Below are 26,459 nucleotides of genomic sequence, written 5' to 3'. Positions count from 1 at the left end.
GGCACAATGGCCCCATGCGTGCTCTCGTGATCATCGACCTGCAGGAGGACTTCCTCGACCCCCCGGACCTGCGCGAGCAGCGTTCCGACATCGTCCGCGCCGTGCAGCGCTGGACGGACTGGGCGCGCGACCACGACGTGCCCATCGTGGAGGTCCGCACCGTGCTGCCCGAGGACAAGTCCACGTGGGCGCTCAACATGCGCGACGACGACCAGCCGGTGGTGCTGGAGGGCACGAAGGGCGCCGAGACGCTCACCGAGCTGGACCTGCGTCCCGACCTCGAGCTCACGAAACGGCGCGACGACGCCTTTCACGGCACCGACCTGCTGGAGCGGTTGCGTGAGCTCGGCGTGGACGAGCTCGTCCTCGCCGGCGTGGTCACCGAGGCGTGCATCGCGATGACGGCCGCGACCGCCTACGCGCACGACTTCCGGGTGCAGATCGCCGACGGCGCGGTCACCTCGGCCGACGAGAAGGCTCACGTGGCCGCGTTGAAGTGGCTGCGCGAGCAGTACCGCCAGGACGTGGTCTCCCCCGAGGACCTCGCCGACTGACGAGGCCCTCGCTCATCCCGCCCGCGGGTGGATCGCGTGCTCGAAGTGGTGACAGGCCGCGCACAGACCCTCGAGCAGGTCGAGGTCGGTGGGCCCGCCCTCGGACCATGCGATCACGTGGTGGCTGTGGTCGATGGGGTTCTCGCACCCGGCCCGGGCGCACCCACCGTCCTGACGGAACCAGATCGCCTCGCGCTGCTTCGCCGTGGCGTGCCGGTGCCGGTCGCCCACGTCGAGGATGCGCTCGTTCCGTCCGATCCGCTCCACGAGGAGCGGGCGCAGGTCGGCGCCTTCGGTCAGGTGCCTGAGCAGCTCACGTCCGATCGGCCCGAAGCCGACCAGCTCGGCCGGCTCGCCGGCCGCGAAGCCGGACTCGGGGTCGGGAGCGAGCGCGGCCTTGAGGGTGCCGGCTTCGACCACGACGTGGATTTGTGGCCGTACGGTGCCGTCGGTCGGCAGACCCTCCTCCAGCACTCGGGTCAGCAGCTCCTCGAGCCCGTCGCAGCGCCGCTCGGACGCCGTGCGGTCGTCACCGGCGGCGCGCGGCACCGACAGCGACTCGAGCACCGCGTGGAGCTGGGCGCCGACGTGGATCGGAAGGAAGCCGGTGACGTGCCAGCCGTCGAAGGTCTTCGACAGCCGGATGTCGCGCCGGTCGATGCCGCTGATCCACGCCTCGTCGAGCGACTCGGGGTGCTGGATCGCCTTCGCCCTGCGGACGAGCTACTTGAGCCGGCCGGGCGGGAACGCCTTCGCGACCTTCGTCAGGTGCTCGTCCAGCTGCACGGTCTCCTCGACGCCGACGTGGCGCATCCCGAAGTCGAGCACCTTCACGTGCTCGAGGGCGATCTCGCCCGCGCGGAAGGCCTCCGCGGCGCGCGGCAGCTGGGCCAGCGCCTCGCCCGCGCGGAGGCGGGCTCGCGTGTCGCCGGCCTCCAGGCGGAGGTCTCGGCGAGCCCACGTGACCACACTCGTGGCGTCCTCGCCGAGGTGGGCCCCGGTCCGCTCGATCTCGGCGAGGCGCTCGGTCAGGGCCGCGTCCGCGGCATCGCGCAGCGTCCGTAGCGCTCGCGTTTCGTCGCACACCGAGGACGTGACCGACCGAAGCACCCCGGCGGTCGCTCGCATCACGGCGATCGTGACCTCGGCGCTCTCCATGTCGAGAACGCTAGGGGCACCCTCCGACAGCGGCTCGACCTCTCGGACGAAGGTCGATCCTTCCCGTCAAATCAGGGATCGAGTGGCGGCGTGGCTACTTTCGTCAAGCTGCGACGCGCGCGCAGTAGTCAGCGAAGAATCTCTCGAAGGCCTCTTCCCCGACGACCGGGACTCCGTACTTGCGAGCCTTCGCAGCCTTGCCGCTCATGGAGTCCGGATCCGCGGCGACCACCAGCTTGGTGGATTTGGTCACTCCCCCGGACGCAAGCCTCGCTGCCGCGATCTCGGCCACCCACTCGTCGCGGCCGCGCTTCATTTCGCCGGTGAAGACGACACGGTCCCCGGGCTCCAGAATGAAGGACCGCGCGTCCCCGGAGGGCGCGTGATCCAGAGCCCAGTTGAGCGCCTCGTCCACGTACGGCGCGCCCAGCCCCAAGGCTGATGCGATGGCCTCGAGGTCCTGCCGCTCTTCGGACGTCACCACACCGTCAGCGAGCGCCTCCTGCGCAACCGAGCGGAGGTAGTCGTGATGCAGCCGACCGACCGTCTCCCGCGTCAAACCCGCGGCCTCGGCAGTCGCGAGCAGCTCTCGGCCCTCCGTGTGCGAGATGGCGCGATCGAGCAGAGCCCTGTCCAGCGCAATGAGATAGATCGCCTCGTCCTCGGGTGCACCGGGGATCCACGCGGCCTGAAGCACGGATCGCAGCCAGGCGTACTCGTCGACCGAGACCTGGCCCCGACGAAGCACACGAGGGGCGTCAGCGGGGGTGATGCTGGGCCAAGCGAAACGAGCGCACGCTGCGAGGTCGTCCTGCCACTCGTGATGCTCACCCACGAGGGGAGCAAGGTGTGCGACAAGTTGAGCAGTCGCACGAGCGTCAGCCAGCGCCGTATGTGCGTCATCGAGACGTATCCCCAGGGCCTCACAACAGTGCTTGAGCTTGGCGGCACCAATCACGCGTCCGGCCCATTTCATCGAGCACACGGCTGGAGGCCGCTGAGGGGTCTCGTATCCCGTACGCACCAGTTCCGCCTGAAGGAAGCGCATGTCGAAGGCGGCGTTGTGCGCCACGACAGTCCGAGTTCCCACGAGACCAACCAAGTGGTCGGCAACCTCCGCGAACGTCGGGGCATCCATCAGATCGACAGTCCTCAGACCGTGAATGTGCGACGCCCCGATGTCGCGACCGGGGTTCACGAGTGTCGTCCACTCGTCCTCGACGCCGCCCAAACCGTCCGCCAGCACCACGCCGATCTCAACCACGCGGTCGCCGCGCTCTGGCATCAGACCAGTTGTCTCGAAATCGATGATGGCGAATGACATGGGAACCTCTCGGCTGACGTGACGATGTTCGGACGCCTCGAAGGAGGCGTCCGACAGTTGTCTACCAGCGCCGCGGTTCCCTGTCTTGACTTCGCGTCACGTACCCGTCTCGGGCGAGGTCGAGCGCCTGGTCAGTCGTCGTCGGGCCCGCCGGTGCCGGGGTCGTCGGTGACGGGCAGGTCCGGGACGCCTTCGGGACCCTCGACACCGGGCACCGTCTCGGTGCCGGCCTCCTGCTCGTTGCCGCCCGGCTCGCTCACGCCCTCGTGCTGCGGATCCACCGTGAGGTCGTCGGCCAGCTTGTCGGCCTTGCCCTCGGTCTGGTCACCGTTCGTCGGAGTGCTGTTCATGTGCTCTTCCTTCCGTCGTGCGACGCAGCAGCAGGACCGCTCCGCCGTCGAACTGTCGGCTCTCGTCGATCGTCAGGCCGCACGCCGCGGCGTCGGCCGCGAGGTCGCGACCCTGCGCCTCGTCGCGCAGCTGGAGCAGCGCCGCCCCGCCACGGATGAGGTGCCGCCCGATCACCGTCAGGCACTCGCGAGCGAGGTCCAGTCCGTCGGACCCCCCGTCGATCGCGGTGAGCGGGTCCTCGGGGAACTCGCCCACGCCCTCGGACGGCAGGTACGGCGGGTCGGCGATGATGAGCGCGAACCGCTCGTCCGGCATGAGGGCCTCGGCCATCGCGCCGTGGCGGATGTCGGAGTCGACGCCCCAGACGCGGGCGTTGCGCGAGGCCCACACGCACGCGTGCAGGTCGGCGTCCACCTGCACGAGGTGGCGACCCGTGTCGGCCACGGCGAGCAGACCGATGTGGCCGGCGCCCGCGCAGACCTCGAGCACCGGTCCCAGGGGCACGGCGTCGAGCAGCTCGCGCGCCCACAGCGACTGGGCCTCGGTCCACGGGCGGGGCGTCAGGACGCGCTCGTCGTAGCCGATCGGCCGGCCACCGAACGTCGTCGTCCTCGCCTCCGGCTCCGAGGCTTGGAGCATCAGAAGACCGGCTTTCCGCCGGTGACGCCCAGGACGGTGGCCGAGACGTAGCTGGCCTCCTTCTCGCTCGCCAGGAACACGAACGCACCGGCGAGCTCGGCCGGCTGACCGGCCCGGCCCAGCGGCGTGTCGGAGCCGAACTGCTCGATCTTCTCCTCGGGCTGCGTGGCGGGCTGCAGCGGAGTCCAGATCGGACCCGGCGCCACCGCGTTGACGCGGATGCCACGCGGACCGAGCTCGGCCGCGAGGTTCACCGTCAGGTTGTTGATCGCGGCCTTCGTGGACGCGTAGTCCAGCAGGCTCGTCGACGGCTCGTACGCCTGGATCGACGAGTTGTTGATGATGCTTGACCCGCGACCGAGGTGCGGCAGGGCGGCACGGACGAGCCACAGCAGCGCGAACACGTTCGTCGTGTACGTGCGCTCGATGCGCTCGTCGTCCATCTGCTCGAGACCCTCGTCGCGGGCCATCTGGAAGCCGGCGTTGTTGACGAGGATGTCGAGACCGCCGAGGCCGTCGTGGGCCTGCGCCACGACGCGGTCGCACGTCGCGCTGTCGCGCAGGTCCGCCTCGATCGGCAGGCTCGTGCGTCCCGCCTCCTCGATCAGCCGCGACGTCTCGCGAGCGTCCTCGACCTCCTCGGGCATGTACGTGAACGCCACGTCGGCACCCTCACGGGCGTAGGCGATCGCGACCGCACGGCCGATGCCGGAGTCACCGCCGGTGATGAGCGCCTTGCGCCCCTCGAGCCGGCCCGACCCGACGTAGCTCTCCTCGCCGTGGTCCGGCCGGGGCTCCATCGGCTCGGTCAGTCCCGGGGGTTCCTGCTGCTGTGCCGGGAAACCGTCCTGTTCCTCACTCATCGCGTGCTCCGTCCTCGTCGAACCTGGTCCTGATCATCTGGTGCGTCGCGTCGCACCACGGCAGCGACGCGGACTTGCCGCACCGGCACACGGCGCTGACGGGTCGTTCGGTGCGGTGCACCTCGCCGTCCGGGGCGTGGACCGCGATGTCCCCACGGATCAGCAGCGGCCCGTTCGGGACCACGCTGACGTCGACCTTGCGCGCCATCAGGCACCCCACCTCTCGAACATCGCCTCGGCGAAGCGACTCTCCTGGTCCAGGCACGTGAACACCCCGAAGGCGACGTCCTCGGCCAGGTGCGGCTCCGCCTCGACGAGGGCGCCGGCGATGAAGCGCGCGGCGGTCTGCTCGTGGACGGCGTCGGCCTCGACGTGCTCGTCGTAGTAGGCGGCCATCTCCTCGGGGAGGCCGAGGCGGCGCAGGCCGCGCGACATCCGCCGCGACGGACCCGAGCTGGAGGCCTCGAACGCCACGAGGTGGCCGACCGCCGCACCCCGGAGGCGCCGCTGGAGGCCGAACATCGTGAGGGTCACGTTCATCTCCAGCACCTCGACCGGCACGTCGTCGATCGCGGCGTTCTCCCGGGCGTCGAGACCCATCGCTCGCATGCCGTCGGCGAACAGGTGCGCGTGGAGGCGCTCCGGGCGGCCGCCGCCGTACTCGTCGTACTGCAGCTCGGCCAGCGCGGCGCGCGAGGGACCCGGCAGCCGCGGGATCGTCCACGCGGTCGGGTCGGCCTCCTTGAGATGGTAGATCGAGCGGAACCACAGCAGCTCACGGACCTGGTCGGCCGTCGCGGCACGCTGGACGAACTCCGCGAGGGAACGGCCCTCGTCGGCGCGCACGAAGTCGAGCAGCACGTCCGGCTCGGCAGAGTCGGGGAGCCGGCCCTCGGCGCGCTCGCGCAGCCGGGCCTCGAGCTCGCGCTCCACCCGGTTGCGGACCGCGATCAGCTCGGGCGTCCACTCCGCGTCCTCCACCTCGGCGAAGCCTCGGTGGTGCAGCTCGTGGGCGATCCAGGCAGTCAGCAGACCGTCCTCGGTGCTCGAGGGGCTGACCTTCGGCACGCGGTCCCACGGCATTCCCCCGGTCAGGGCCGCGAGGGTCGCGGCACTCAGGTCGCCACGGGGCTGGGGCAGGGTCGAGGTGGTTGCCCGGCTGCCGCTGAGGACGGCTGATGGCATCCGCGGTCCTTTCGATCGAAACGGAGGTCACGGGGCACGTACCCCGGGGCGGGCGGCTCATGCGTCGCCCGCGCTGCCATCGTGCCCCGACGCATGGTTCCTCGCGAGTCGGGTACGTGAAACCCTGTCCGACCGAATGAGGAGGATCACATGACCACGCCGCACCCCGAGGAACCCGCCGAGGGCCCCGACCCCGCCGACCCCGCCACGATGCCCGACAACCCGATCGAGCCCGACGATCCCGAGTCGCCCGCGACGAGCGACGACGGGGACGGCGGTGCCGAGAACCTGGTGGTCACCGACCCCACCGCGCCGTCGTCGCGGGTCTGAGCCGCCGATGAACGACGACAACCGACCCCTGTGGCTGGTGCCCGCCGACGTGGCGGGCCACGACCCACTCCCCGACGCCTGTGACGATCTCGTGGTCGGCGCAGGCGTCGTCGGGCTCACCACCGCCGTTCTGCTGGCCCGCGCCGGCCGGAAGGTGTGCGTGGTCGAGGCCCGCTACGTCGGAGCCGGGTCCACCGGCCACAGCACCGCCAAGGTCTCGCTGCTGCAGGGCACGCGCCTGTCCACCCTGCTCGAGGACCACTCGCGCGAGGTCGTCCAGGCCTACGTCGACATGAACCGTGCCGGCTTCGACTGGCTGGTCGGCTTCGCCGGGCAGCACGACGTCCGGATGGACCGGCGGACCGCGGCGACCTTCGCCGCCAAGCCCACCGAGACCTCGCGCGCGCGAGCCGAGTACGTCGCCGCCACGTCGGTCGGGCTGCCGGTCGACTGGACCGACGATCCCGGCCTGCCCGTGCCCACCCACGGCGCGGTCACGCTCGCGGACCAGGCGCAGATCGACCCCGGGTCCCACCTCGCGGCCCTCGCCGCCGAGCTCCGGGCGCACGGCGGCTCGCTCGTGGAGCACGCCCGCGTGATGAACGTCGACTGGATCGGCGCTCCGACCGCGCACCTCGACGACGGCCGCAAGGTCCGCGCCGAGTCCCTGATCGTCGCCACTGGCTCGCCGATCCTGGACCGCAGCCTGGCCTTCAGCGACCTCGAGCCCCAGCGCTCGTACGCGGTCGGCTACGAGCTGGCCGACCCACCGCAGGTGATGGCACTGTCGGCGGGCTCGCCGTCGGTCTCGCTGCGCGACGCCCTGACCGAGGACGGTCTGCCGGCGCTGCTGGTCGGCGGCTTCGGGCACGGCGTCGGACGGACGGAGTCCGAGCGCGATCACGTCGAGATGATCCGCACCTGGACCGCCGAGCACTTCCCCGAGGCCCGCGAGGTCGCGGCCTGGTCGGCGCAGGACTACACCACCGGCGACGGCCTCCCCCGCTTCGGCAGGATGCCCCGCGGCGGCGACCGCATCCGCTTCGCGACCGGCTTCGCGAAGTGGGGATTCACGAACGGCACCGCCGCGGCCCTGGCGATCGCGCACGACATCCTTGGCGACCGGCTGCCGTGGGTGGACTCCGTCGTCGACCACTCCTCGCCCCTGCTCTCGTCCAAAGGCCGGGCGACGATCAACGCGAAGGTCGCCAAGGAGGTCGCGACGGGTGCCGCCCGCGTGATCGCCACCTCGCCGCGATCCCTGCAGCCCGGGGAGGGCGACGTCCACCGCGACGGCGTTCGCGTCGTCGCGGAGTCGCGCTCCGAGACGGGGACCTGCCGCGTGCAGGGCCTCTGCACGCACCTCGGCGGCGTGCTCCGGTGGAACGACCAGGAGCGCTCGTGGGACTGCCCGCTGCACGGCTCGCGGTTCTCCTCCGAGGGTGAGGTCCTCAACGGCCCCGCGACCAAGCCCCTCAAGCGCCTGGACGCCCAGGAGGACGAGGAGGGGAAGGACGACGACCGGATCGGTGTGTGAGGGGTGACGATGCAGATCGGCTCACACGTCTCCCACGAGCAGTTCGGCCCGGCGGAGCTCCTCGGGCTCGGCGCCGCGGTGAGCACCAGCCATCCGCAAGCGACTTCTCGGTCGGCTGCGTGCGATCGACGAGCGCTCCGGTTGCCGACTCCCTGAGCCCGTGTGACGCTGAAGACGGTTGAACGCCCAGCCTCGAGGACTCGCTCCCGCTTTTCGGAGGATCCATGACTGTGCTGTCTGACCACCCCGCCGTCCCGAACTCCGAGGACCTCGTCCTCGACCACCTCTCCCTCGCCAGTGCGCTGGCCCACCGGTTCACCGGACGCGGCGTGGACACCGAGGATCTGGAGCAGGTCGCCCGCCTCGCCCTGGTGAAGGCCGCTCGCCGCTACGACCCGGCCCAAGGTCCCTTCCCGCCGTACGCCACGGCCACGATTCAGGGCGAGCTGAAGCGCCACTTCCGCGACCGGGCCTGGATGGTGCGCCCGCCCCGGCGCATCCAGGAGATCCAGGCCCTCATCGTGAGTGAGCAGTTGCCCGAGCTCACGAGTGCCAACCTCGAGGAGATGGCGGCGCGCATCGGCGTCGCACCCGAGGACCTTCGCGACGCCACCGTCGCCCGCGGGTGCTTCCAGCCCGAGTCGATGGACGACCTCACGCACGGACGTCGCGACTTCGGGCACACCGACGACGACCTGGCGTTCATCGACGAGTGGCTCAGCGTGGCGCGCTGCCTGCGCGAGCTCGAGCGCGACGAACGGGAACTGCTGCACTGGCGGTTCGTGGAAGGGCTGACGCAGCAGGCGATCGCCGATCGCCTGGGCATCAGCCAAATGCAGGTGTCGCGCCGTCTCGCGAGGGTGCTGTCGTCGCTCCGTCGGCACCCGGACGTCGCCGCTGCATGACCTGAGCAAACCCACCAGCAGCACCACCTGCCAGAGGAGGGACACCCGTGACCAGTCGATCGCAGGACCCCGAGCACGATCCCGGGATCCCGGACCTCACGGCGAAGCTCTCGACCCTGTCGCGGGCGGACTCCGCGGAGTCCACGATCGTCTCCGTCCTGTGCCAGCTCCAGGCCGCGGTGGGCGCCGAGCACGGCGGAGCTCTGCTGCTGGGTCCCGGGACCGCCATCGAGACGGCCGCCGGCTCCGACGAGATCGTCGAGCGGGCCGACGCGATCCAGGCGGACCTCGGTGAAGGCCCCGACCTGACGTTGCTCGACGGGGCGCAGTCGCTCATGGTCTCCGACACGCGAAGCGAGTCCCGGTGGCCCCGGTGGGCGGAGGCCGTGGCGGCGCTCGGGCTCCGCAGCCTCATCAGTGTGAAGCTGTCGACCCGTGATCGCGTGCTCGGGAGCGTCAACCTCTACTCCCGGCGCCCGGACGCCTTCGCCGACGACGACCGGGAGGTCGCCGAGGACCTCGCCCGCCGCGCCGCCGTCACGGTGTCCGCCTCGCTGACGGCGCGCGACCTGCCCGCCGCCATGGACTCCCACGTCCTGATGGGGCAGGCCCAGGGCATCGTGATGGAGCGCTTCGACCTCACGGACGACGAGGCGTTCACCGTCCTGCTGCGCCACTCCGAGCGCACGGACACGAAGCTGCGCTCGGTCGCCCAGCAGGTGGTGGACGGGTACTCGATCCCGCTCGAGTCCGCCTGACGCGAACCCACGCTGTTGTGGACCCACGCGACCGCGGGTACTATGCAACTTGTTGCACTAGTCCCGGCCCGGAGGTCTCCATGTCCCTGCCCACCGTCCTGCAGAACCGGCTCTCGCTGCCCGTCGTGGCGTCCCCGATGTTCATCGCCTCGGGCCCTGAGCTCGTCATCGCCCAGTGCAAGGCCGGCGTGGTGGGCTCGTTCCCCGCGCTCAACGCGCGCCCCGCGTCACTGCTGAACGACTGGCTCGACCGCATCGAGTCCGAGCTCGCGGGCACCGACGCCGCGCCGTTCGCGGTGAACCAGATCGTGCACCGCTCCAACAACCGCCTCGAGGAGGACATGGCCACGATCGTGGAGCACCAGGTGCCCATCGTGATCACCTCGCTCGGAGCGCGCCCCGAGATCAACGAGGCCGTCCACTCCTACGGCGGCATCGTCCTGCACGACATCATCAACAACCGCTTCGCGCACAAGGCGATCGAGAAGGGCGCCGACGGCCTCATCGCCGTGGCCGCCGGAGCCGGTGGCCACGCGGGCACCCTCTCCCCCTTCGCCCTCGTGCAGGAGATCCGCCAGTGGTTCGACGGCCCGCTGCTGCTCTCGGGCTCGATCGCGCACGGCCGATCCGTCCTGGCCGCGCAGGCCGCCGGCGCCGACCTGGCCTACGTCGGCTCGGCCTTCCTGGCCACCGACGAGGCCAACGTCGTGGACGGCTACAAGCAGATGATCGTCGAGAGCTCGGCCGACGACATCGTCTACTCCGACCTGTTCACCGGCGTGCACGGGAACTACCTCCGGGGCAGCATCGAGGCCGCCGGCCTCGACCCGCGGAACCTGCCTGCGGGCGATCCCTCGACGATGGACTTCGGCTCCGGCGGCACCACGGACGCGAAGGCGTGGAAGGACATCTGGGGCGCCGGCCAGGGCTTGGGCGCCGTCGACGCGACCGTCCCCGCCGCCGAGCTCGTCGCCCGCCTCAAGCGCGAGTACGACGACGCCAAGCGCGAGCTGCTGGCCGCCGTCCCGGCCTGAATCGGACGACCCGCGCCGCGCTCCCGTCACCGGGGGCGCGGCGCGGTGCGTTCGTCGCATGAGGCAGGCTGGTTCCCGCACGCCACGAAATGTGAACGTAACAAAGCAGACGGGAATGAAGCCTGGTGACCTTGCACGAGAGCCTCGGAACGATCTACGACGAAGTGCTCCACCGGAACCCCGGGGAGACCGAGTTCCACCAAGCCGTGCGCGAGGTGCTGGACAGTCTCGGACCCGTCGTCACCAAGCATCCGGCCTACACCGACGCGGCGGTCATCCGTCGCCTGTGTGAGCCGGAGCGCCAGATCATCTTCCGCGTCCCGTGGGTCGACGACCAGAACAACGTGCAGATCAACCGCGGCTTCCGGGTGGAGTTCAACTCGGCGCTCGGCCCGTTCAAGGGCGGCCTGCGGTTCCACCCGAGCGTCTACCTCGGCATCGTCAAGTTCCTCGGCTTCGAGCAGATCTTCAAGAACTCCCTCACCGGGATGCCGATCGGCGGCGGCAAGGGCGGCTCGGACTTCGATCCCAAGGGTCGCTCCGAGGGCGAGATCATGCGTTTCTGCCAGGCCTTCATGACCGAGCTGTACCGCCACATCGGCGAGTACACCGACGTCCCGGCGGGCGACATCGGCGTGGGCGGCCGCGAGATCGGCTACCTCTTCGGCCAGTACAAGCGGATCACCAACCGCTACGAGTCCGGAGTCCTGACGGGCAAGGGCATCACGTGGGGCGGCTCGCTCGTGCGCACCGAGGCCACGGGCTACGGCACCGTGTTCTTCGCCCAGGAGATCCTGCGCTCGCGCGGCGAGTCGTTCGACGGCAAGCGCGTCGTCGTCTCCGGTTCGGGCAACGTGGCCACGTACGCCATCGAGAAGCTCCAGCAGCTCGGCGCGATCGTGGTGGCGTGCTCCGACTCCAGCGGCTTCGTCGTGGACGAGCAGGGCATCGACCTCGAGCTGCTCAAGGAGGTCAAGGAGGTCCAGCGCGGCCGCATCTGCGACTACGTCGACCAGCGCGAGTCCGCGGAGCTCGGCCAGGGCTCCATCTGGAGCGTCCCGTGCGACATCGCCCTGCCGTGCGCCACGCAGAACGAGCTCGACGACAAGGACGCCGCCGTCCTCGCGCAGAACGGCTGCACGATCGTGGCCGAGGGCGCCAACATGCCGTGCACGCCCGACGCCGTGCGCCTGTTCTCCGAGGCCGGCATCACGTTCGCCCCCGGCAAGGCCGCCAACGCCGGCGGCGTCGCGACCAGCGCGCTGGAGATGCAGCAGAACGCCTCGCGCGACCGGTGGTCGTTCGAGTACACCGAGGAGCGCCTCGCCGAGACGATGCGCGGCATCCACGACCGCTGCCTCGAGACCGCCGACGAGTACGACGCCCCCGGCAACTACGCCGCGGGCGCCAACATCGCCGGGTTCACCCAGGTGGCCGACGCGATGCTCGCCCTCGGCGTCATCTGACACCGGAAGCGACGCGAGGCGTCGCGCGCGCTCCCGAGGGAGCGTGCGCGACGCCTCGTCTCACGTCTGCGGCACCCGGGTCACCCTGTGCCGAAGGAACGGTCGCGTCAGGTCGCCTTGCGGCGGAACTCCGGCTGCTCGATCGGCTTGGAGGCGCCGTGCGACTTCTCGCTGCCGTCGTGCTCGGCGCCTTCGGCCGTGGCGTGATGACGCTCGTTCTTCTTGTCGAGCGCCTCGCGGAACTTGGCCTTCATCTCTTCGGGATCGGTCACTGCGGCCTCCTCAGGTTGATTCCAACGTAGCCCGCCGGGCGGGTCTGCGCGCCGTCAGCCTCGCCCCTGGTCCCAGCCCCAGCGGTGCCTCGGCTTGCCGACGTCACCCTTGCGGTAGTCGCACACGCCGTCGGGGAACACCTGCTCGAGGCGCGTCAGCTCCTCGCGGCTGGGACGCCACGATCCGTAGAGCCCGGCCCGCGCCGCCTTCGAGACCGGCTGGAGGGCGCACTTCCAGATCCCGCCCTCGTACGGCGCGCCGGCGACCCGGCGCGAGCTCGAGTAGACCGGGAACCGCTCGGTGCACTCCCCCGCCGCCCTGGAGTCGATGATCCCGCTCCAGACCTTCGACCCGGCGGCGATCACGTCGCCCGAGGTCGTGAAGCAGGAGTCCACCGCACGGGCCGGCTTGTTGCCCGAGACGCCGCGGCGCGGGTTCCTCGCGATGTTCGCCATCCACTCGTCGATCACTTCGAACGCGCGCAGCGTCGGGTCGTAGTCCTGGGCCGGACGGGCGTCGGCGAACCAGATCACCTGGTTCGAGGCGTCGCCGTCGACGTTCAGCATGCGCTGGCGGACCGCGAAGGACTGCTGGGTGTTGTGCATGTCCAGCTCGTCCTCCAGGTACGGGCGCAGGTCGATGATCGGGATGTCGATGTCGCCCTGGAACTGCATGCCCGACGTGTAGGCGGCGCGGATCGCCTTCAGGTCGCCCTCGCGCCGCGGCGCGGGGGTCGTGCCGTCGGGGCTGAGGTTCATGTTCCGCGAGCTCCACGGGTCGAAGTTCTGCGGCGTCGTGGGGCCGTCGAACGGGGCACCCTCGGGCACCATGTCGCGCGACTCCTTCCAGCTGCCGACCTTGGCGTTCAGGTCGAGGAACTCCGCCGGGGTGATGACGCCGTCCTTCAACGCCTTGAGCCCGTACTGGACGCCCACGTTGTCCCACGGCACCCGCGCGTAGCCGTCGGGCCCGGTGCCGTAGATGTTCACCAGGTCGGCGAAGTGCGTCCACTGGACGCCCTCGGTGCCCTGCGCCAGCTTGTCGAGGTCGTCCACGTCGGTGAACGTGGGGTTCAGGGCCAGCGGCGTGAGGCCGAACCAGCCGGGCTTGCACTCCATCAGCGGCGGTGCCGCCGAGCCGGGCGCCCGGTCCATGACCTGGTAGCCCAGCGCCTGCATCGCCCCGTACAGCTGGTTCCACTGCGCGATCTCGCCCGCCGAGAGGTTCTTCGGCTCCTTGGTGCCGTTCAGGCCGATGATCGCCTGCCGAACCTCGGGGTCCTTCCACTTGGGGTTGGTGCGGTCGGTGGCGTCGAAGTAGTACTCCAGCAGCTCGCAGTCGCCCACGTGGATGACCTGCGTGACCATGTCGGGGTAGGAGTACTGCGGGATCGCCGCATCGATGATCCCCGGGTGGTTCTGCGCGTACACGTACTGCTGGATCGCGCCGCCCGAGCCGCCGACGGCCACGGTGTAGTCGGGCACGCCGTACGTCTCGACGGCACGCTCCTTCAGCATCAGTGCGGTCTCGCCGCCGAGCTGCAGGTTGTAGTGCGTGCTCGTGCGGGTGCCGCTGGACCACATCACGCCGTAGCCCTGGCCGAGCAGGTCCGCGGGCAGCATCGCGCTGTCGCTCGTGGTGCCCTGCGTGTGGCCGATGGCCACACCGCCCTGGAAGCTGAAGACCAGGCGGCGGTTCCACAGAGCGGTGTCGGGGCGCTCCGGGTCGGCATCGCCCACAGGAGCCAGCGCGGCGATGCTGTAGACGAACCGGTTCACGGTGCCGCGCTCCCAGCGCACGACGTAGGGAACCTTCTTGCCGGCCTTCGTCGTGGTCGTGGCGGTGTCCGACGGCGGATTCGCGGGATCGTCGAGCCAGTGGAACCGATCGTCGGTGGTGGACCGGTAGACGTAGCCGATGCGGCGCTCGGCAGCGCAGTTCGCGCTCCAGCCCACCGTCTCGGCCGCGGCGGTCGGGTAGCCGCGGCCGTCCTGCGGGTAGTCGCCGTTCGCGTCCTCGCGAGCCACCGCGATGCCCTGGCGGTCCTGGTTGTCCACGATCGGCTGGCCGAGGATCTTGCGTCCGTCGAAGCGCCCGCGCGCCGTGGTGCACACGAACGGCTGCTGCTGCGGGCCGGAGAACATCGGACCGGACGCCGGGTGGTTGGTCACCGTGAGCGAGGCCGCGCGGGCCGCGGGCCGGGCGCCCCGGCGCACCTCGGCGCGCAGTGTGGTCCTGCCGGTGCGCAGGTCGCCGACCAGCCCCACCAAGGTGCGGTCGGCGGTGACGGCGAAGGCGTCGGTGACGTTCGTCGCGCCGGCACGGATCACGACGTCGGCAGGCCTCACCTGCCGCGGCACGGTGACCTCGACCAAGGCATCGCCCGCGGACACCTGGTTCGGCGCACTGGACAGCACCTCGATCCGCAGGGAGCTGCCGTGGCGCGGCGATCCGGCCTCGGCGGCCACCGTGGCGCCGGCGACGAGCGCCAGCCCGGCGGTGCCGACGAGGAGGACGAGACGAAGGGGACGACGCTGCTGGGGACGACGCTGATGGTGACGCATGCCTGGCTCCCAAAGGACTGCCCGAGATCCGATTCGAGCACCCTACTGTGACCTACGTCACATTGTCACGCCTCGGCGGACGCCGGTCCCTCGCCCCGCTCCTCGCGGGCCTCCCGGTACGCGGGAGCACGGAGACGGCTCACCCACTCGTAGTTGGGCAGGCCGGGCAGCGGCCGGCGCACCGGGTCGAAGGACGGCTCCACGTCCGTCTCCCTGAGCAGCCGCAGCACCGCGAACGCCACCCAGGCACCCTGCCCCTCGGCCCGCAGCAGGACCCACTGGCCCTCCCCCGTCGGAGCGGCGGCGAGCAGGAGGGGCCCCTCGGGTCCCTTGTAGGGCAGCAGCGTCGTGGACAGGTGCCAGCCCGACGACCTCACCGGCCGGAGCAGGAAGCGGGTGAGCGGGCCGATGCCCGTGCTGGCCAGCAGGACGTCCGCGTCGCCCTGCTCGGGCAGCCGGATCGCGAGCCCCTGGAGGTCGGGCCAGCCGTGCGGCAGCCCGATCGCGGCGGACACCCGGACGATCGCCCGCTCGGTGCCGGGCTCGTCCAGCCAGGGCACGCCCGTGGGCAGCAGGGTGCCGCTGCGGGTCAGCTCCGCCTCCCAGACCGTGCCGCGAGGGTGGAGCGGCTTGGGTGCCCTCCGGACGAGGGCGAGTGCGTGGGTGGCCCCTTCGAGCACGGCACCACCGGCCCGGGCGGCGATGCTGGGGACGGCGCTCAGCAGTCGGCTCATGCGTGATCCTCGATCAGGGGTGCAGCGGCGGCATCGTGCTGCCGGCGCGCTCGGGCAGGCCCGAGAGGAGGGCGTCGACGGCGTCGTAGCCCGAGTGCTCCGGCGTCCAGCCGAGCTCGGTGCGGGCCCGCTCCGTGGACATCAGCGGCACGTGCATCAGGGCCCCCAACAGGCTGCCCGGCACGGGAAGGGCGTGGATCCGCCAGGCCGCCCCGAGCGCCGCCTGCGCGAGCCGGGCGGGCACCTCGACGGTGCGCGCCCCGAAGAGCTCGCACAGCTCGTCCCGGCGGAGCACGCCCTCGCCGGCGAGGTTGAAGGCGCCGCTGACCGGCCGCTCCGCGGCCGCCCGGATCGCCCGGCCGACGTCACCGGCGTGGATCGCCTGGAGCCGCAGTCCGGCGGGCAGCGGGAGGATCGGGATGCGCTTGCGATCCAGCAGTGACGGCCGGGCGAGCGCCCCGCCGAAGATGCGCCGCTGCTCGCTGGCGGCCGAGCGCTGGAAGACGAACGCGGGCCGCAAACGGACGACGCTCACGTCGGCATGGCGGCCCTCGAAGCCGTCGAGCGTGCGCTCGACGTAGGCCTTCTCGCGGCAGTAGGTCGCCTCGGAGGCGCCGTCGGTCGACCACGTCTCGTCCACCGGCGTGTCGTGCTCGACCGGCGAGTACGACGCGACCGAGGACGCGCAGATCACCTTCGGCACGCCCACCTCGGCCACGGCGTCGAGCACCCGACGGGTGCCCACCGCGTTCGTGGCCCACGTGACGTCCTGGCGGTGGGTGGGCTGGAACTTCCAGGCGAGGTGCACCACGGCGTCGGCACCCGTGAAGACCGTCGTGAGGTCGTCGTGCGACACGTCCGCGGCGTGCCAGCGCACGGACGCCGCGCCGGCATCGTCGAGGTCGGGGAGGCGTCGGGCCACGGCTGTGAGCTCGTGGTCGCCTCCGGCGGACAGTTCTCGCAGGGCCGCGGATCCGATGTTCCCGCTGGCGCCGGTGATGACGATCCTCATGTGCTGCAGGTACCCCGGCGGTCCCGTCTCACACCCGGACCCAGTCGTCGCCGACGCGCTCGACCAGGCCGCGCTCCTCGAACTGCTCGAGCCAGCCGGTCATCGGCCAGCGTCCCCAGCGGCGGCGGAAGAGCCGGCCGTTGCGCAGGATGTCGTCGAGGTGGCCCACCGGGGGCCGCTGGACGGGGTGGTGCTGGTGGAAGGCACGCGCTCCCCCGGTCCACCCGATGCCGACGCCGGCCGCGGCGGCGCACTGGGCGAAGTCGGTGTCCTCCCCTCCGTACCCGGCGTACCCCTCGTGGAAGCCGCCGATCCATCGCCAGGCGTCGCGGTGCAGCGCGAAGGAGAGCGACCAGAAGAGGTCGGGGTCGCCGCCGGCGAGGCGCTCACCGGGTGCCGGCGCGGGTCGCGCGGGGTGAGGACTGTCCCACGCCCCGAGGTCGGTGACGCGGTACCCGCCCGGAGGGGGCGGGGGCAGGTACGTGACCGGGCCGCACCACAGGGTGTCCGGCTCACTCGTCACCGCGTCGGCGTAGTCCTCGACGAGCCGCGGCGACACGAGGCAGTCGACGTCGAGGAAGACGAGCACCTCGGCGCCCGCGTCGATCGCCGCGGTGGCACCGGCGTTCCGGGCTGCGGCGAGCGGCAGCCCGTCCGGGTGCCGCGGCACCGAGACGGTGAGCGGCTCCGGCGGAGCGATGGTCGTCCACGCCAGCACCTCGGGGTCGTCCATCGCGACGAGCACCCGGTCGTCGGGCCGGCGGGTGCTGAGCGCGAGGGAGTCGTCCTGCAGGCGCAGGTGGTCGTGCCGGCCGTGCACGACCGTGATGACCGCGACCGACGTCATCGCGCCGCCTGCGCGCCGACGACCTCGCCGACGAGCGCCGCGAAGCGCTCGGGCGCGCGTCCGTCGCACCACCGCGACCAGCGGGAGCCGTCGAGGGCCGAGGCTCGCTCCAGCCGGTCGGCCCATCCGGTCGCCGGGAACTCGGGCTCCACCACCACGGGCCACGGTCCGGCGGCCAGGGCGCGCGCGGTGGTGCGCTGCTCGTCGTGGGGTCGGTCGGCCGGGATCACGACGGCGGGCCGGCGCGCGGCGGCCACCTCGGCGATCGCGTTCTGACCCGCGTGCGTCACCACGACGTCGGCGTCGCAGATCGACGTGAAGGGGTCGGCGAGCCACGGGCCATCCCCGCCCAGCACCTCCCACTCCCAGCCGGGCGTCTGCGCCCGCGCCGCGGCGAGGTCCGCGTCCGTGACGCCCCCGCCACCGCGTCCGCCGAGCACCACGACGCGTCGCATCCGACCGCTGCGCGCCACCGCTGACTCGCGGACGGGGAATCGCGAGACGGCCCCGATCCGGTGCAGCCGCTGGTCGACGCCCCGCACCATGCCCTCGACCTCCTCGGGCCAGAAGGCGACGAGGGCACTCGACGCGGCCTGGCCGAGCCGGTGCGCCCGGTCGCCGCGGTCTCCCGGGAGGACCACGGAGATCACGGGGACGCCGTGCAGGCGCGCCAGCAGCGCCACCTCCACGGAGACGTCGCTCACGAGGGCCGCCGGCTGCGCGTCGGCGATCCACGCCGAGATCGCCGCCATGCGCGAGCGGAGCCCCGGCTCGCCCAGCGGCGCCCAGTGCAGGTGGTCACCGGCGGTGTCGCCCGGCTCGTCGGCCCACTGGTCGTCACGCTCCAGCTCGATCCACTCCCCCGTCCACGCCGTCGGTCGCGGCAGCGAGGACAGTCCCGTGACCGGGACGTCGAGCGCCGCAGCCAGCGCGGTCGCGCGGTGGAGGTGACCGCTGCCCTGGTGGTGGACGTAGTAGCCGATCATGCGGCGGCCATCGGGGTCGTCACCCGGCGGTAGAGGTCCTCGTACCGGTCCACCATGACCGAGATCGAGCACCGCTCCACGGCGAACTGGCGCACGCGAGCGCGGTCGACCCCCACGGCCACGCGCATCGCGCGGGCCAGCGCCGCGACGTCACCCGGGGCGGCGAGGGCGCCGACGGAGTCGTCGACGAACTCGGGCAGCGCACCGCGGTCGAACGCGGCCACGGGCGTGCCGCAGGCCATCGCCTCGGCGGCGACGAGTCCGTAGGGCTCGTCCCACGTCGGCGTCACGACCGCCACGCGAGCGCGCCCGACGGCGTCACGGAGCTGCTCGTGGGTGAGGTGTCCGAGGTAGCGGACGTCACCGCCGAGCCGCGGACCGATCTGCGTCCGGAAGTACTCTCCGTCCAGGCAGGGCCCGGCGAGATCGAGCGGCATCCCGGCCTCGCGCGCGGCGTCGATCGCCAAGTGCGGTCCCTTCTCGGGGACGAGCCTGCCGAACCAGATCGCCGATCCGCCACCCGGCCCGGGTCGCCACCGTTCGACGTCGACCCCGTTCGGGATCGTGACGCTGCGGACGACGTGCGACCACGCCTGCGCGGTGAAGCGGCTCACCGCGACGAAGGTGCTGTCGCCCGCGGCGTACTCCAGCGCGGACTCCAGCCACGGCACCGGCGGGGTGTGCAGCGACGTCACCATCGGCACGTCCAGCATCGACGACATCGCCACCGGCAGGTGGTGGAGACTGTTGTTGTGCACGACGTCGAAGTGGTGCGCGTTGCGGGCGAGGTCGAGCATCAGCCCGAGGTAGGCGTGGTGCTCGTTCATCCACGACTGCGGCGACGTGTCGACGTCCGGCCGGTTGAACACGGTGGAGCGCAGCGCCTGCACCGGGAGCTCGCGGGTCTGCAGGCCCGGGTCCGATCCCGGTGCCGCGAACAGCGAGACCTCGTGCCCGCGGTCGGTCAGCTGTCGCGCCAACGCGTGGGTGTGCGCCTCGAGTCCGCCGGCGAACGGCTCGCGGATCGGGAACCTGCTCGAGGCGATGACGCAGATGCGCAGGCCCGTCATGCGAGCAACCCCCGGTAGAGCCGCGCGTGGGCCTGCGACACCGCGACCCGCTGGGCGCGTCGCTGCTCCACGTCGGCACCGTGGTCGGGCCGGGCAGCGTGGGCGAAGGCGATCGCGTCCCCCAGCGACTCGGCGTCGAAGTGGGACTCGTCGAACCCGTAGCTCAGCACCGGCCCCTGGTCGGCGTAGTGCCCGCACGTCGGGGCCACCACGGTGGTGCCCAGGTCGCGACACGCCTCGAGCCAGCCGGAGTGCGTCCCGAACCGGTACGGCAGGACCGCCGCGTCGAGGCTCGCGAGGTACTCCCACAGCTGCGGGTCGGGCAGGAAGTCGTGCACCCGCAGGTCGATCCGTCCCGCGGCCGCCTTCTGCTCCAGCCAGGCCGCCAGCTCGGGTGCCCGGCGGGCGCCGTCGGGGTCGAGCACGTCACGATGCCCGTTGACCTGCAGGACTCCGCCTGGCAGGTCGGCGACGACTCGGTCGAGAACCTCCAGCACGGGGAAGGGATCCATGCTCTCGCGCAGGCTCTTGATGTGGACGCCCACACGGAACTCGTCCGTCGGCCGCAGCGCGCGCTCCCGTCGCAGCCGCTCCATCGTGTCCAGCTCGACCACGTGGGGGTGCGGCACCACCAGCGCCTCGCGACCCCATCGCCGTGCGATCTCGGCGGCGGCGCCCTCGGTCAGGGTGACCACCGCGTCGGCCGCGGCCATCAGGACCCCGACCTGCTCGTCGTGCAGCTCACGGGTGGGGTGGTGCGGGTTGCGCAGGTCGTGCGCCGTCAGCACGAGCGGCTTGCCGCGATCGCGCAGCACGCGGACGAGCTGCCGGAGCTCCTCCGGCGAGCACGCGTCGAAGCCGAACTGGACGTGGAACACGTCGAAGTCGGCCTCCGCCGCCCACTCGGGGCGCAGCATCACGGGTGGCCACCACGTGCTGGTGGTGGACCGCGACGGCTCGTTCGGATCGGGGTCGGGCAGGTGCTCGAACGGGCTGGGGCCGGCGGGCGGACGCAGGTGCCGGACGTACACGTGCGTCGACGGCACGGAGGCGACCCGGATCGGGCGCTCGGGGGCGTCCGCCGAGCCACCGGACCACGGACGAGCGTCCGTGATCCGGCGCGATGAGACAGGGAATCCGGGGGGCACGGTTCTCCTCCAGCTCAGGAGACCGAGGCGGGGAAACGTTCCCAGACTCGATGCGAAGCCATCAGCTCCTGCACCTGGGCGAGCACCGTTGAGGCGTCCTCGCCGACGACCACTCCGGTCAACCCTCCACTGTAGCCTGCGGCCTCGAGTGCAGTCGTTCCGTCGCCCCAGGCGCCGATCACCTTCGCGTGGCGCCACAGCTCGTCGAGCATCAGCTGCACCCGCGGGTCCAGCGCCGGGCCACCGTGCGCCCCGGCCTTGTCGTCGCGAGCGGCGACCGCGTCGGGCGCCGGCTTCGGGTGACCCGCCAGCAAGAGCGCGTCGAACTCGACCGAGCGTGCCGTCGCGAACGTGCGCTGCACCGTGAGGGGACCGACCTTGCCGCCGTGGGGTCCGACGACGAGCGGGACCGCACCGGCCGCGAAGATGGCCGCGCGCAGCGCCTCGACGCCGCCGAGCTCGCCGTCGGGATCGACCACGATGCCGATCATCCGGCCGTCGGCCGGCCAGGTGCCGCCCACCTGCGAGAGGGCGGGGCTGGGCGTCTCCGGCGTCAGCTCGACCGTCGGCTCGGGGGCCGGCATGCCGAGCGCCGTGGCAACCTCCTGGCACAGCACCGGGTCGATGTTGGCCAGGTGCTGGAGCTGGCGGGCCTTGATGGCTTCCTCGTAGCACTTGCCCAGCTCGAACGAGTAGGCCCGGATGATGTGCTCCTTCTCGACCGGGCTCATGCTCGCCCAGAACAGCCGCACCTGGCTGAAGTGGTCGTCGAAGGTGGCCGGGTTGGCGCGCACCTTCGTCGACTCGGTGATCTTCACGGGCGTGTCCTCGAACGCGCGGTCGTCGGCACCGGCGAAGAACGGGCAGCCGCCGTCGAGCGAGTTCGGCTTGTACGGGGCGACGCCGGCATGGACCGCGTGCTGGTGGAACCCGTCACGGAACATGTCGTTCACCGGTGCGTGCGGCCGGTTGACCGGGATCTGCGAGAAGTTGGGTCCACCCAGACGCGTGATCTGCGTGTCGATGTACGAGAACAGGCGCGCCTGGAGCAGCGGGTCGTCGGTGACGTCGATGCCGGGCGGCAGGTGGCCGGGGTGGAACGCGACCTGCTCGGTCTCGGCGAAGAAGTTCGTCGGGTTGGCGTTGAGAGTCAGTCTTCCGATCGGCTGCACGGGCGCGAGCTCCTCGGGGACGATCTTCGTCGGGTCGAGCAGGTCGATCCCGGCGAACTCCTGCTCGGGGTTGTCCTCGAACACCTGGATGCCGAGCTCCCACTCGGGGAAGGCGCCGGCCTCGATCGCGTCGGCGAGGTCCCGTCGGTGGAAGTCGGGGTCGATGCCGTTGATGAGCTGGGCCTCCTCCCACGTGAGGGAGTGCACGCCGAGCTTCGGCTTCCAGTGGAACTTCACCAGCGAGGTGCCGCCCTCGGCGTTGACCATCCGGAAGGTGTGGACGCCGAAGCCCTCCATCATCCGGTAGGAGCGCGGGATGCCGCGATCGGACATGTTCCAGATCGTGTGGTGCTGCGCCTCGGTGTGCAGCGAGACGAAGTCCCAGAACGTGTCGTGCGCGCTCTGGGCCTGCGGGATCTCGCGATCCGGGTGCGGCTTGCCGGCGTGGATCACGTCGGGGAACTTGATGCCGTCCTGGATGAAGAACACCGGGATGTTGTTCGCGACGAGGTCGAACGTGCCCTCCTCGGTGTAGAACTTCGTGGCGAACCCTCGGGTGTCGCGGACGGTGTCGGCCGAGCCTCGCGAGCCCAGCACCGTGGAGAAGCGGGTGAACACCGGCGTCGTGACGCCCTCCTGGAGGAACGCCGCGTGCGTGACGTCGGCCGCGGTGCCGTAGCCCTCGAAGATGCCGTGCGCACCGGCGCCGCGCGCGTGGACGACGCGCTCGGGGATGCGCTCGTGGTCGAAGTGCGTGATCTTCTCGCGGAAGTGGTGGTCCTGCATGAGGATCGGGCCACGCGGGCCGGCCTTCAGCGAGTGGTCGCTGTCGCGCAGTCGCGCGCCCTGCGACGTGGTCAGGAAGGCACCCTGCTGGGTGCGCACGTCCTCGGGAGCACCGGAGGGGGCGCCGGTGGCCGACCGGGTGTCCGGGGAGCTCTGGTCGCCCTTCGGCGGGAGCGGCTCGCGGGGCTCGGTGGGCTCGTCGAAGCTGGTCGGGTGGGGGCCGGGTCGGCCCGGGATGTCGGGGGTGGCGAGCTCGGCGGCCTTGTCCAGCGCCTTCTCCGCCGTGGTCTCGACGGCATCCTTGATGTTCTTCGCAGCCTTGCTGGGGTCCATGCAGTCTCCTAGAAGTCGGCGGGTGCCCGTGAGGTACCCGCCTGCGCCCGGACCAATCCCCCGCGCGCTCAATCCCCGCGCGCGCGAGTGAAGACCTCGACGCCGGGGTACCTCAGCGCCATGACGACTGATCCGCGCGAATCGCACCAGGACTCCGAACGCCCGGACGAGGGCCAGGACGACGGCGGGACGGTGAGCGAGACGGCGGCCAACCCGACGCCTCCTGACACCGACACGACGACCTCCGAGGACGTCCACGACATGCCCCAGAGCCCCACGCGGCCCGACGTGGCCGAGCAGGACGGAGCCCCCGACTGAGCGTCGTGCACCGGGTCGGCGTGGAGGAGGAGCTGTTCGTCGTCGACGTCCGCGGACGCCTCGTGCCCGAGGCGGAGGCGGTACTGGCTGCCCACCGCGACCACGATCCCGAGCATCCGCTGGAGCACGAGCTCTTCCTGCAGCAGGTCGAGCTGAAGACCTCGGCCCACTCCGCTCCCGATGCTCTCCGCGACGACCTCGTCGCTCGACGCAGTGCCGCTCTCGATGCCGCGCGATCGATCGGGCTCGACCTCGTTGCCGTGCCGGTCGACGTGCTGGGCGGGGGCGACCCCGTCGTGACGCCACACCCTCGCTACACCCGCATCGTCGAGCGCTTCGGTGAGCTGGCGCGGACGACCATGGTCTGCGGGATGCACGTCCACGTGGAGGTCGGCGAGGACGACGCCATCCGTGTGATCGACACGTTGCGACCGTGGCTGCCCCTGGTGGCCGCCCTGGCCTCGAACTCGCCGTTCACGCACGGACGCGACACCCGGGTGGCCAGCTGGCGCGGCCACCTGCGCGACACCTGGCCCTCGGCAGGCGTGGTCGAGCCGTTCCGCGACCGCTGGGCCTACGGACTCCTCGTCGAGCAGGCGATCGCCTCCGGCGCGGCGATCGACGAGCACATGGTCTATCTCGACGCCCGCATCGCCACCCGCTACCCCACGGTGGAGGTGCGGGTCCCCGACGTGTGCACGGAGGTGGACGACGCGCTGCTCGTGGCCGAGCTGACCCGCGCGCTCGTGGCGACCATCGTGAGCGAGCGGACCGAGCCGGGCTCGTGGCGGATCGACGTGCTGCGCGACGCCGGCTGGCGGGCCCGGCGCGACGCCCTGGACGGAACCTTGTTCGACCCGCTGTCGGGGACCTTCGTCCCGGCGACGCGCGCGCTGGACTCACTCGTGACGACCGTGCGCGCCGCCCTGCGCTCGGCCGGGACGATCGACCGGGTCGAGGCCGGCGTGCACCGGCTGCTCACCTACGGCACGGGCGCGGTACGCCAGCGCGCCGTGGCGGGTGACCCACCCGACCTCCGTGCGGTGATGGCCGACCTCCGTCGCCGGACCGACCCGCGGAGCGCCTGAGTCCTCACGCACGACTGCGATGACGTGAGCCACCACCGCGTGGTTCTCGTAACCCCCGCGGAGCTGGGCTACCGTCACGACCACCTTCCCCGCGAGGGAAGGCGTGCCGCCCACCGAGAGGACACCATGAGCCACGACCACCCCACGGAATCCGCCCACGGCGAAGCGGTCCTGCACCGGCTCGCTCCCCAGCACCGCCGGCTGTACCGCGCCATCCCCGACGTCTACCGCGGGTACGGCGAGCTCACGAAGGCGGCCTTCGCCGACGGCGAGCTCGATCGCGGCACCAAGGAGCTCATCGCCCTGGCGATCGGCGTGGCCGAGGGCTGCGACGGGTGCATCGCCACGCACGGCCAGGCCGCGGCCGGGGCTGGCGCCACCCGCCAGCAGGCCGCCGAGGCCATCGGCGTGGCGATCGCCATGCGCGGAGGTCCGGGGACCGTCCACGGGGCCCGCGCCTACGAGGCGTTCTGCGAGTTCGCGGACGCGGTCGAGGCGCAGGACGGCGCCGTGTGACCTCCCTCGCGGTTTCGCGCCGGTCCCCACGGGGTACGTGCCCGGCGTGAATCGCGTGGGCATCGAGGAGGAGCTGTTCGTCGTCGACGACCGGGGGCACGTCGTTCCCGAGTCCGAGGCGGTGGTCCGGGCACACCGCCGACTCGGTCCGGACGAGCAGCTCGACCATGAGCTGTTCCTCCAGCAGATCGAGCTGCAGACGGGCCCGCACGAGGACCCCGACGGGCTCCGGGAGGACCTCGTCGCCCAGCGCTCGTCGGCGGTCGCGGCCGCCAGGGCCGTGGGACTGAACGCCGTCGCGGTGCCGGTGGACGTGCTCGGCGGCAGCGAGCCGCGCCCCACGCCCGAGTCGCGCTACGCCCGGATGATGGCCCGCTACGGGGAGATCGGCCGCAACGGCATGACGTGCGGCATGCACGTCCACGTGGAGGTCGCGGACGAGGACGCGATCCACGTCGTCGACGCGCTCCGGCCCTGGACGCCCCTGCTGACCGCGCTCTCGGCGAACGCCCCGTTCTTCCACGGCCGCGACACGCACCACGCCAGCTGGCGCGGGCACCTGTGGGACACGTGGCCCACCGCCGGACCGGTCGAGACCTTCGGCGACCTCGAGACCTACCGTGCGGTCGTGGCGCAGCTGATCGAGTCGGGAGCCGCCCTCGACGAGCACATGCTCTACCTCGACGCGCGCATCGCCGAGCGGTTCCCGACCGTGGAGGTACGCGTGGCCGACGCGTGCACCGACGTGGAGGACGCGCTGCTCGTCGCGGAGGTGACACGTGGCCTCGTCACGACCCTGGCCAAGGAGCCGACGGAGCCGGCGCCGTGGCGCCTCGAGACGCTGAAGGCGGCCCGCTGGCGCGCACGCCACGACGGCCTCGGCGGCACTCTCTTCGACCCCGTCACGCGCGCGTTCGTCCCGGCCGAGCAGGCCCTCGACTCCCTCGTGAAGACCATCGGGGCCTCCCTCGACGAGGCCGGCACCCGCGACCGGGTCACCGACGGGATCCACCGGCTCCTCACCCGGGGCACCGGCGCCGACCGCCAGCGCGCCGTGGCCGGTGACTCCCTCGACCTCGCCGCCGTAATGGCCGATCTGATCCGCCGCACCGACCCCCACCACGAGGAGGAAGTGTCATGACGTGCTCCGTCATCCAGTGGACGATCGATGCCCACGACATCGAGCTGATGGCCGACTTCTGGTCGGAGGCGCTGGGCTACCACATCGAGACCGACGACAACGGCGAAGGGACGTGCCACCTGCTGCCGCCCGCCGCGGCGCCGCGTGGAGCCCCGACCGTGTGGATCCAGCACGCCGGTGACCCGAAGACCACGAAGAACCGCGCCCACCCCGACCTGCGCGTCAACCACGGCGAGGTGGACGCCGAGGTCGACCGGCTCGTCTCCCTCGGGGCCAGCCACGCCGACGTGGGCCAGTCCCCCGACGACCCCTACGTCGTGCTGCGCGACCCCGAGGGCAACGAGTTCTGCGTCCTGCGGTGATTCCG

Annotated in this window: 28 protein-coding genes and 1 pseudogene; 12 read left to right on the top strand and 17 right to left on the bottom strand. The window is 71.7% G+C overall.

The window, feature by feature from the left end:
* Positions 1-14: 14 nt before the first annotated feature.
* Positions 15-554, top strand: a complete 540-nt coding sequence (locus B2363_RS10740; protein ID WP_286930086.1) for a cysteine hydrolase family protein — start codon at positions 15-17, stop codon at positions 552-554.
* A gap of 12 nt (positions 555-566) precedes the next feature.
* On the opposite strand, the gene B2363_RS16305 is transcribed toward B2363_RS10740, so the two are convergent.
* The 8 genes and pseudogenes from B2363_RS16305 to B2363_RS10700 form a co-directional block, all read right to left on the bottom strand.
* On the bottom strand, positions 567-740 hold the full coding sequence (locus B2363_RS16305; RefSeq protein WP_376785952.1) for an HNH endonuclease: 174 nt from the start codon (positions 738-740) through the stop codon (positions 567-569).
* Positions 741-1,682: pseudogene (locus tag B2363_RS16300) on the bottom strand (DUF222 domain-containing protein); the annotation flags it as partial.
* 133 nt (positions 1,683-1,815) lie between these two features.
* Complete coding sequence (locus tag B2363_RS10725; protein ID WP_286930082.1) at positions 1,816-3,036, bottom strand: exonuclease domain-containing protein; 1,221 nt, start codon at positions 3,034-3,036, stop codon at positions 1,816-1,818.
* A gap of 131 nt (positions 3,037-3,167) precedes the next feature.
* Positions 3,168-3,386, bottom strand: a complete 219-nt coding sequence (locus B2363_RS10720) for a hypothetical protein (protein ID WP_181756495.1) — start codon at positions 3,384-3,386, stop codon at positions 3,168-3,170.
* Positions 3,361-4,026 (bottom strand): class I SAM-dependent methyltransferase, encoded by a 666-nt coding sequence (locus B2363_RS10715; RefSeq protein ID WP_286930079.1) that lies wholly within the window; start codon positions 4,024-4,026, stop codon positions 3,361-3,363. The genes B2363_RS10720 and B2363_RS10715 overlap by 26 nt, the downstream gene beginning before the upstream one ends.
* Entirely contained in the window at positions 4,026-4,889 is an 864-nt protein-coding gene (locus B2363_RS10710; RefSeq protein ID WP_286930077.1) for an SDR family oxidoreductase, read from the bottom strand. Before B2363_RS10710 ends, B2363_RS10715 begins: the two co-directional genes overlap by 1 nt.
* Positions 4,882-5,097 (bottom strand): CDGSH iron-sulfur domain-containing protein, encoded by a 216-nt coding sequence (locus B2363_RS10705; protein WP_286930076.1) that lies wholly within the window; start codon positions 5,095-5,097, stop codon positions 4,882-4,884. The genes B2363_RS10710 and B2363_RS10705 overlap by 8 nt, the downstream gene beginning before the upstream one ends.
* Positions 5,097-6,074: an iron-containing redox enzyme family protein gene (locus B2363_RS10700; RefSeq protein ID WP_286930074.1), complete on the bottom strand. Its 978-nt coding sequence runs from the start codon at positions 6,072-6,074 to the stop codon at positions 5,097-5,099. Before B2363_RS10700 ends, B2363_RS10705 begins: the two co-directional genes overlap by 1 nt.
* A gap of 150 nt (positions 6,075-6,224) precedes the next feature.
* On the opposite strand from B2363_RS10700, the gene B2363_RS10695 reads away from it, so the two are divergent.
* The 6 genes from B2363_RS10695 to gdhA all read left to right on the top strand — a co-directional run bounded on the left by B2363_RS10695 (position 6,225) and on the right by gdhA (position 12,104).
* Positions 6,225-6,404, top strand: coding sequence for a hypothetical protein (locus tag B2363_RS10695; protein WP_286930072.1), 180 nt, complete (start codon positions 6,225-6,227; stop codon positions 6,402-6,404).
* 7 nt (positions 6,405-6,411) lie between these two features.
* Entirely contained in the window at positions 6,412-7,941 is a 1,530-nt protein-coding gene (locus B2363_RS10690) for an FAD-dependent oxidoreductase (protein WP_286930070.1), read from the top strand.
* Between the two features lie 224 nt (positions 7,942-8,165).
* Positions 8,166-8,846 (top strand): sigma-70 family RNA polymerase sigma factor, encoded by a 681-nt coding sequence (locus B2363_RS10685; RefSeq protein ID WP_286930068.1) that lies wholly within the window; start codon positions 8,166-8,168, stop codon positions 8,844-8,846.
* Between the two features lie 47 nt (positions 8,847-8,893).
* Positions 8,894-9,604 (top strand): GAF and ANTAR domain-containing protein, encoded by a 711-nt coding sequence (locus tag B2363_RS10680; RefSeq protein WP_286930066.1) that lies wholly within the window; start codon positions 8,894-8,896, stop codon positions 9,602-9,604.
* 80 nt (positions 9,605-9,684) lie between these two features.
* A complete protein-coding gene (locus B2363_RS10675; RefSeq protein ID WP_286930065.1) occupies positions 9,685-10,638 on the top strand; it encodes an NAD(P)H-dependent flavin oxidoreductase in 954 nt (317 codons plus the stop codon).
* Between the two features lie 131 nt (positions 10,639-10,769).
* Positions 10,770-12,104, top strand: a complete 1,335-nt coding sequence (gene gdhA / locus B2363_RS10670; protein WP_286930128.1) for an NADP-specific glutamate dehydrogenase — start codon at positions 10,770-10,772, stop codon at positions 12,102-12,104.
* A gap of 107 nt (positions 12,105-12,211) precedes the next feature.
* Here the strand turns inward: gdhA and B2363_RS10665 are convergent, their stop codons facing one another.
* The 9 genes from B2363_RS10665 to B2363_RS10625 form a co-directional block, all read right to left on the bottom strand.
* Positions 12,212-12,376 carry a DUF5302 domain-containing protein gene (locus B2363_RS10665; protein ID WP_286930063.1) on the bottom strand — a complete coding sequence of 55 codons (165 nt, stop codon included), beginning with the start codon at positions 12,374-12,376 and terminating at the stop codon, positions 12,212-12,214.
* A 54-nt stretch (positions 12,377-12,430) separates the two neighbouring features.
* Positions 12,431-14,941: a DUF6351 family protein gene (locus B2363_RS10660; RefSeq protein ID WP_286930061.1), complete on the bottom strand. Its 2,511-nt coding sequence runs from the start codon at positions 14,939-14,941 to the stop codon at positions 12,431-12,433.
* A gap of 65 nt (positions 14,942-15,006) precedes the next feature.
* Complete coding sequence (locus tag B2363_RS10655) at positions 15,007-15,675, bottom strand: hypothetical protein (protein WP_286930059.1); 669 nt, start codon at positions 15,673-15,675, stop codon at positions 15,007-15,009.
* A gap of 13 nt (positions 15,676-15,688) precedes the next feature.
* Positions 15,689-16,687: an NAD-dependent epimerase/dehydratase family protein gene (locus B2363_RS10650; protein WP_286930058.1), complete on the bottom strand. Its 999-nt coding sequence runs from the start codon at positions 16,685-16,687 to the stop codon at positions 15,689-15,691.
* Between the two features lie 28 nt (positions 16,688-16,715).
* Positions 16,716-17,534 (bottom strand): glycosyltransferase family 2 protein, encoded by an 819-nt coding sequence (locus B2363_RS10645; RefSeq protein ID WP_286930056.1) that lies wholly within the window; start codon positions 17,532-17,534, stop codon positions 16,716-16,718.
* The gene (locus B2363_RS10640) at positions 17,531-18,520 is read right to left on the bottom strand and encodes a glycosyltransferase (RefSeq protein ID WP_286930054.1); all 990 of its coding nucleotides are present in this window, start codon (positions 18,518-18,520) and stop codon (positions 17,531-17,533) included. The genes B2363_RS10645 and B2363_RS10640 overlap by 4 nt, the downstream gene beginning before the upstream one ends.
* Positions 18,517-19,590: a glycosyltransferase family 4 protein gene (locus tag B2363_RS10635; RefSeq protein ID WP_286930053.1), complete on the bottom strand. Its 1,074-nt coding sequence runs from the start codon at positions 19,588-19,590 to the stop codon at positions 18,517-18,519. The genes B2363_RS10640 and B2363_RS10635 overlap by 4 nt, the downstream gene beginning before the upstream one ends.
* The gene (locus B2363_RS10630) at positions 19,587-20,738 is read right to left on the bottom strand and encodes a glycosyltransferase (RefSeq protein WP_286930052.1); all 1,152 of its coding nucleotides are present in this window, start codon (positions 20,736-20,738) and stop codon (positions 19,587-19,589) included. Before B2363_RS10630 ends, B2363_RS10635 begins: the two co-directional genes overlap by 4 nt.
* A gap of 14 nt (positions 20,739-20,752) precedes the next feature.
* A complete protein-coding gene (locus B2363_RS10625) occupies positions 20,753-23,029 on the bottom strand; it encodes a catalase (RefSeq protein ID WP_286930051.1) in 2,277 nt (758 codons plus the stop codon).
* A 120-nt stretch (positions 23,030-23,149) separates the two neighbouring features.
* Between B2363_RS10625 and B2363_RS10620 the strand changes: the two genes are divergently transcribed.
* The 5 genes from B2363_RS10620 to B2363_RS10600 all read left to right on the top strand — a co-directional run bounded on the left by B2363_RS10620 (position 23,150) and on the right by B2363_RS10600 (position 26,454).
* Positions 23,150-23,347: a hypothetical protein gene (locus B2363_RS10620; RefSeq protein ID WP_181756477.1), complete on the top strand. Its 198-nt coding sequence runs from the start codon at positions 23,150-23,152 to the stop codon at positions 23,345-23,347.
* 5 nt (positions 23,348-23,352) lie between these two features.
* The gene (locus B2363_RS10615) at positions 23,353-24,435 is read left to right on the top strand and encodes a carboxylate-amine ligase (RefSeq protein ID WP_286930048.1); all 1,083 of its coding nucleotides are present in this window, start codon (positions 23,353-23,355) and stop codon (positions 24,433-24,435) included.
* Positions 24,436-24,561: 126 nt separating this feature from the next.
* On the top strand, positions 24,562-24,951 hold the full coding sequence (locus B2363_RS10610; RefSeq protein WP_286930046.1) for a carboxymuconolactone decarboxylase family protein: 390 nt from the start codon (positions 24,562-24,564) through the stop codon (positions 24,949-24,951).
* Between the two features lie 46 nt (positions 24,952-24,997).
* Complete coding sequence (locus B2363_RS10605) at positions 24,998-26,092, top strand: carboxylate-amine ligase (protein WP_286930044.1); 1,095 nt, start codon at positions 24,998-25,000, stop codon at positions 26,090-26,092.
* Positions 26,089-26,454 (top strand): VOC family protein, encoded by a 366-nt coding sequence (locus B2363_RS10600; protein ID WP_286930042.1) that lies wholly within the window; start codon positions 26,089-26,091, stop codon positions 26,452-26,454. The genes B2363_RS10605 and B2363_RS10600 overlap by 4 nt, the downstream gene beginning before the upstream one ends.
* Positions 26,455-26,459: the final 5 nt, after the last annotated feature.

Source organism: Aeromicrobium sp. UBA7512 (genome assembly GCF_002476985.1).
Lineage (GTDB): Bacteria > Actinomycetota > Actinomycetes > Propionibacteriales > Nocardioidaceae > Aeromicrobium > Aeromicrobium phoceense.
The sequence above is the reverse complement of the archived record's forward strand: the minus strand, read 5'-3'. Positions and strand labels throughout refer to the sequence as shown.

Coding starts and splice junctions, on each gene's coding strand:
- B2363_RS10740 (WP_286930086.1), top strand. CDS start 15: ATGCGTGCTCTCGTGATCATCGACCTGCAGGAGGACTTCCTCGACCCC.
- B2363_RS10725 (WP_286930082.1), bottom strand. CDS start 3,036: ATGTCATTCGCCATCATCGATTTCGAGACAACTGGTCTGATGCCAGAG.
- B2363_RS10720 (WP_181756495.1), bottom strand. CDS start 3,386: ATGAACAGCACTCCGACGAACGGTGACCAGACCGAGGGCAAGGCCGAC.
- B2363_RS10715 (WP_286930079.1), bottom strand. CDS start 4,026: ATGCTCCAAGCCTCGGAGCCGGAGGCGAGGACGACGACGTTCGGTGGC.
- B2363_RS10710 (WP_286930077.1), bottom strand. CDS start 4,889: ATGAGTGAGGAACAGGACGGTTTCCCGGCACAGCAGCAGGAACCCCCG.
- B2363_RS10705 (WP_286930076.1), bottom strand. CDS start 5,097: ATGGCGCGCAAGGTCGACGTCAGCGTGGTCCCGAACGGGCCGCTGCTG.
- B2363_RS10700 (WP_286930074.1), bottom strand. CDS start 6,074: ATGCCATCAGCCGTCCTCAGCGGCAGCCGGGCAACCACCTCGACCCTG.
- B2363_RS10695 (WP_286930072.1), top strand. CDS start 6,225: ATGACCACGCCGCACCCCGAGGAACCCGCCGAGGGCCCCGACCCCGCC.
- B2363_RS10690 (WP_286930070.1), top strand. CDS start 6,412: ATGAACGACGACAACCGACCCCTGTGGCTGGTGCCCGCCGACGTGGCG.
- B2363_RS10685 (WP_286930068.1), top strand. CDS start 8,166: ATGACTGTGCTGTCTGACCACCCCGCCGTCCCGAACTCCGAGGACCTC.
- B2363_RS10675 (WP_286930065.1), top strand. CDS start 9,685: ATGTCCCTGCCCACCGTCCTGCAGAACCGGCTCTCGCTGCCCGTCGTG.
- B2363_RS10660 (WP_286930061.1), bottom strand. CDS start 14,941: ATGCGTCACCATCAGCGTCGTCCCCAGCAGCGTCGTCCCCTTCGTCTC.
- B2363_RS10655 (WP_286930059.1), bottom strand. CDS start 15,675: ATGAGCCGACTGCTGAGCGCCGTCCCCAGCATCGCCGCCCGGGCCGGT.
- B2363_RS10650 (WP_286930058.1), bottom strand. CDS start 16,687: ATGAGGATCGTCATCACCGGCGCCAGCGGGAACATCGGATCCGCGGCC.
- B2363_RS10645 (WP_286930056.1), bottom strand. CDS start 17,534: ATGACGTCGGTCGCGGTCATCACGGTCGTGCACGGCCGGCACGACCAC.
- B2363_RS10640 (WP_286930054.1), bottom strand. CDS start 18,520: ATGATCGGCTACTACGTCCACCACCAGGGCAGCGGTCACCTCCACCGC.
- B2363_RS10635 (WP_286930053.1), bottom strand. CDS start 19,590: ATGACGGGCCTGCGCATCTGCGTCATCGCCTCGAGCAGGTTCCCGATC.
- B2363_RS10625 (WP_286930051.1), bottom strand. CDS start 23,029: ATGGACCCCAGCAAGGCTGCGAAGAACATCAAGGATGCCGTCGAGACC.
- B2363_RS10620 (WP_181756477.1), top strand. CDS start 23,150: ATGACGACTGATCCGCGCGAATCGCACCAGGACTCCGAACGCCCGGAC.
- B2363_RS10610 (WP_286930046.1), top strand. CDS start 24,562: ATGAGCCACGACCACCCCACGGAATCCGCCCACGGCGAAGCGGTCCTG.
- B2363_RS10600 (WP_286930042.1), top strand. CDS start 26,089: ATGACGTGCTCCGTCATCCAGTGGACGATCGATGCCCACGACATCGAG.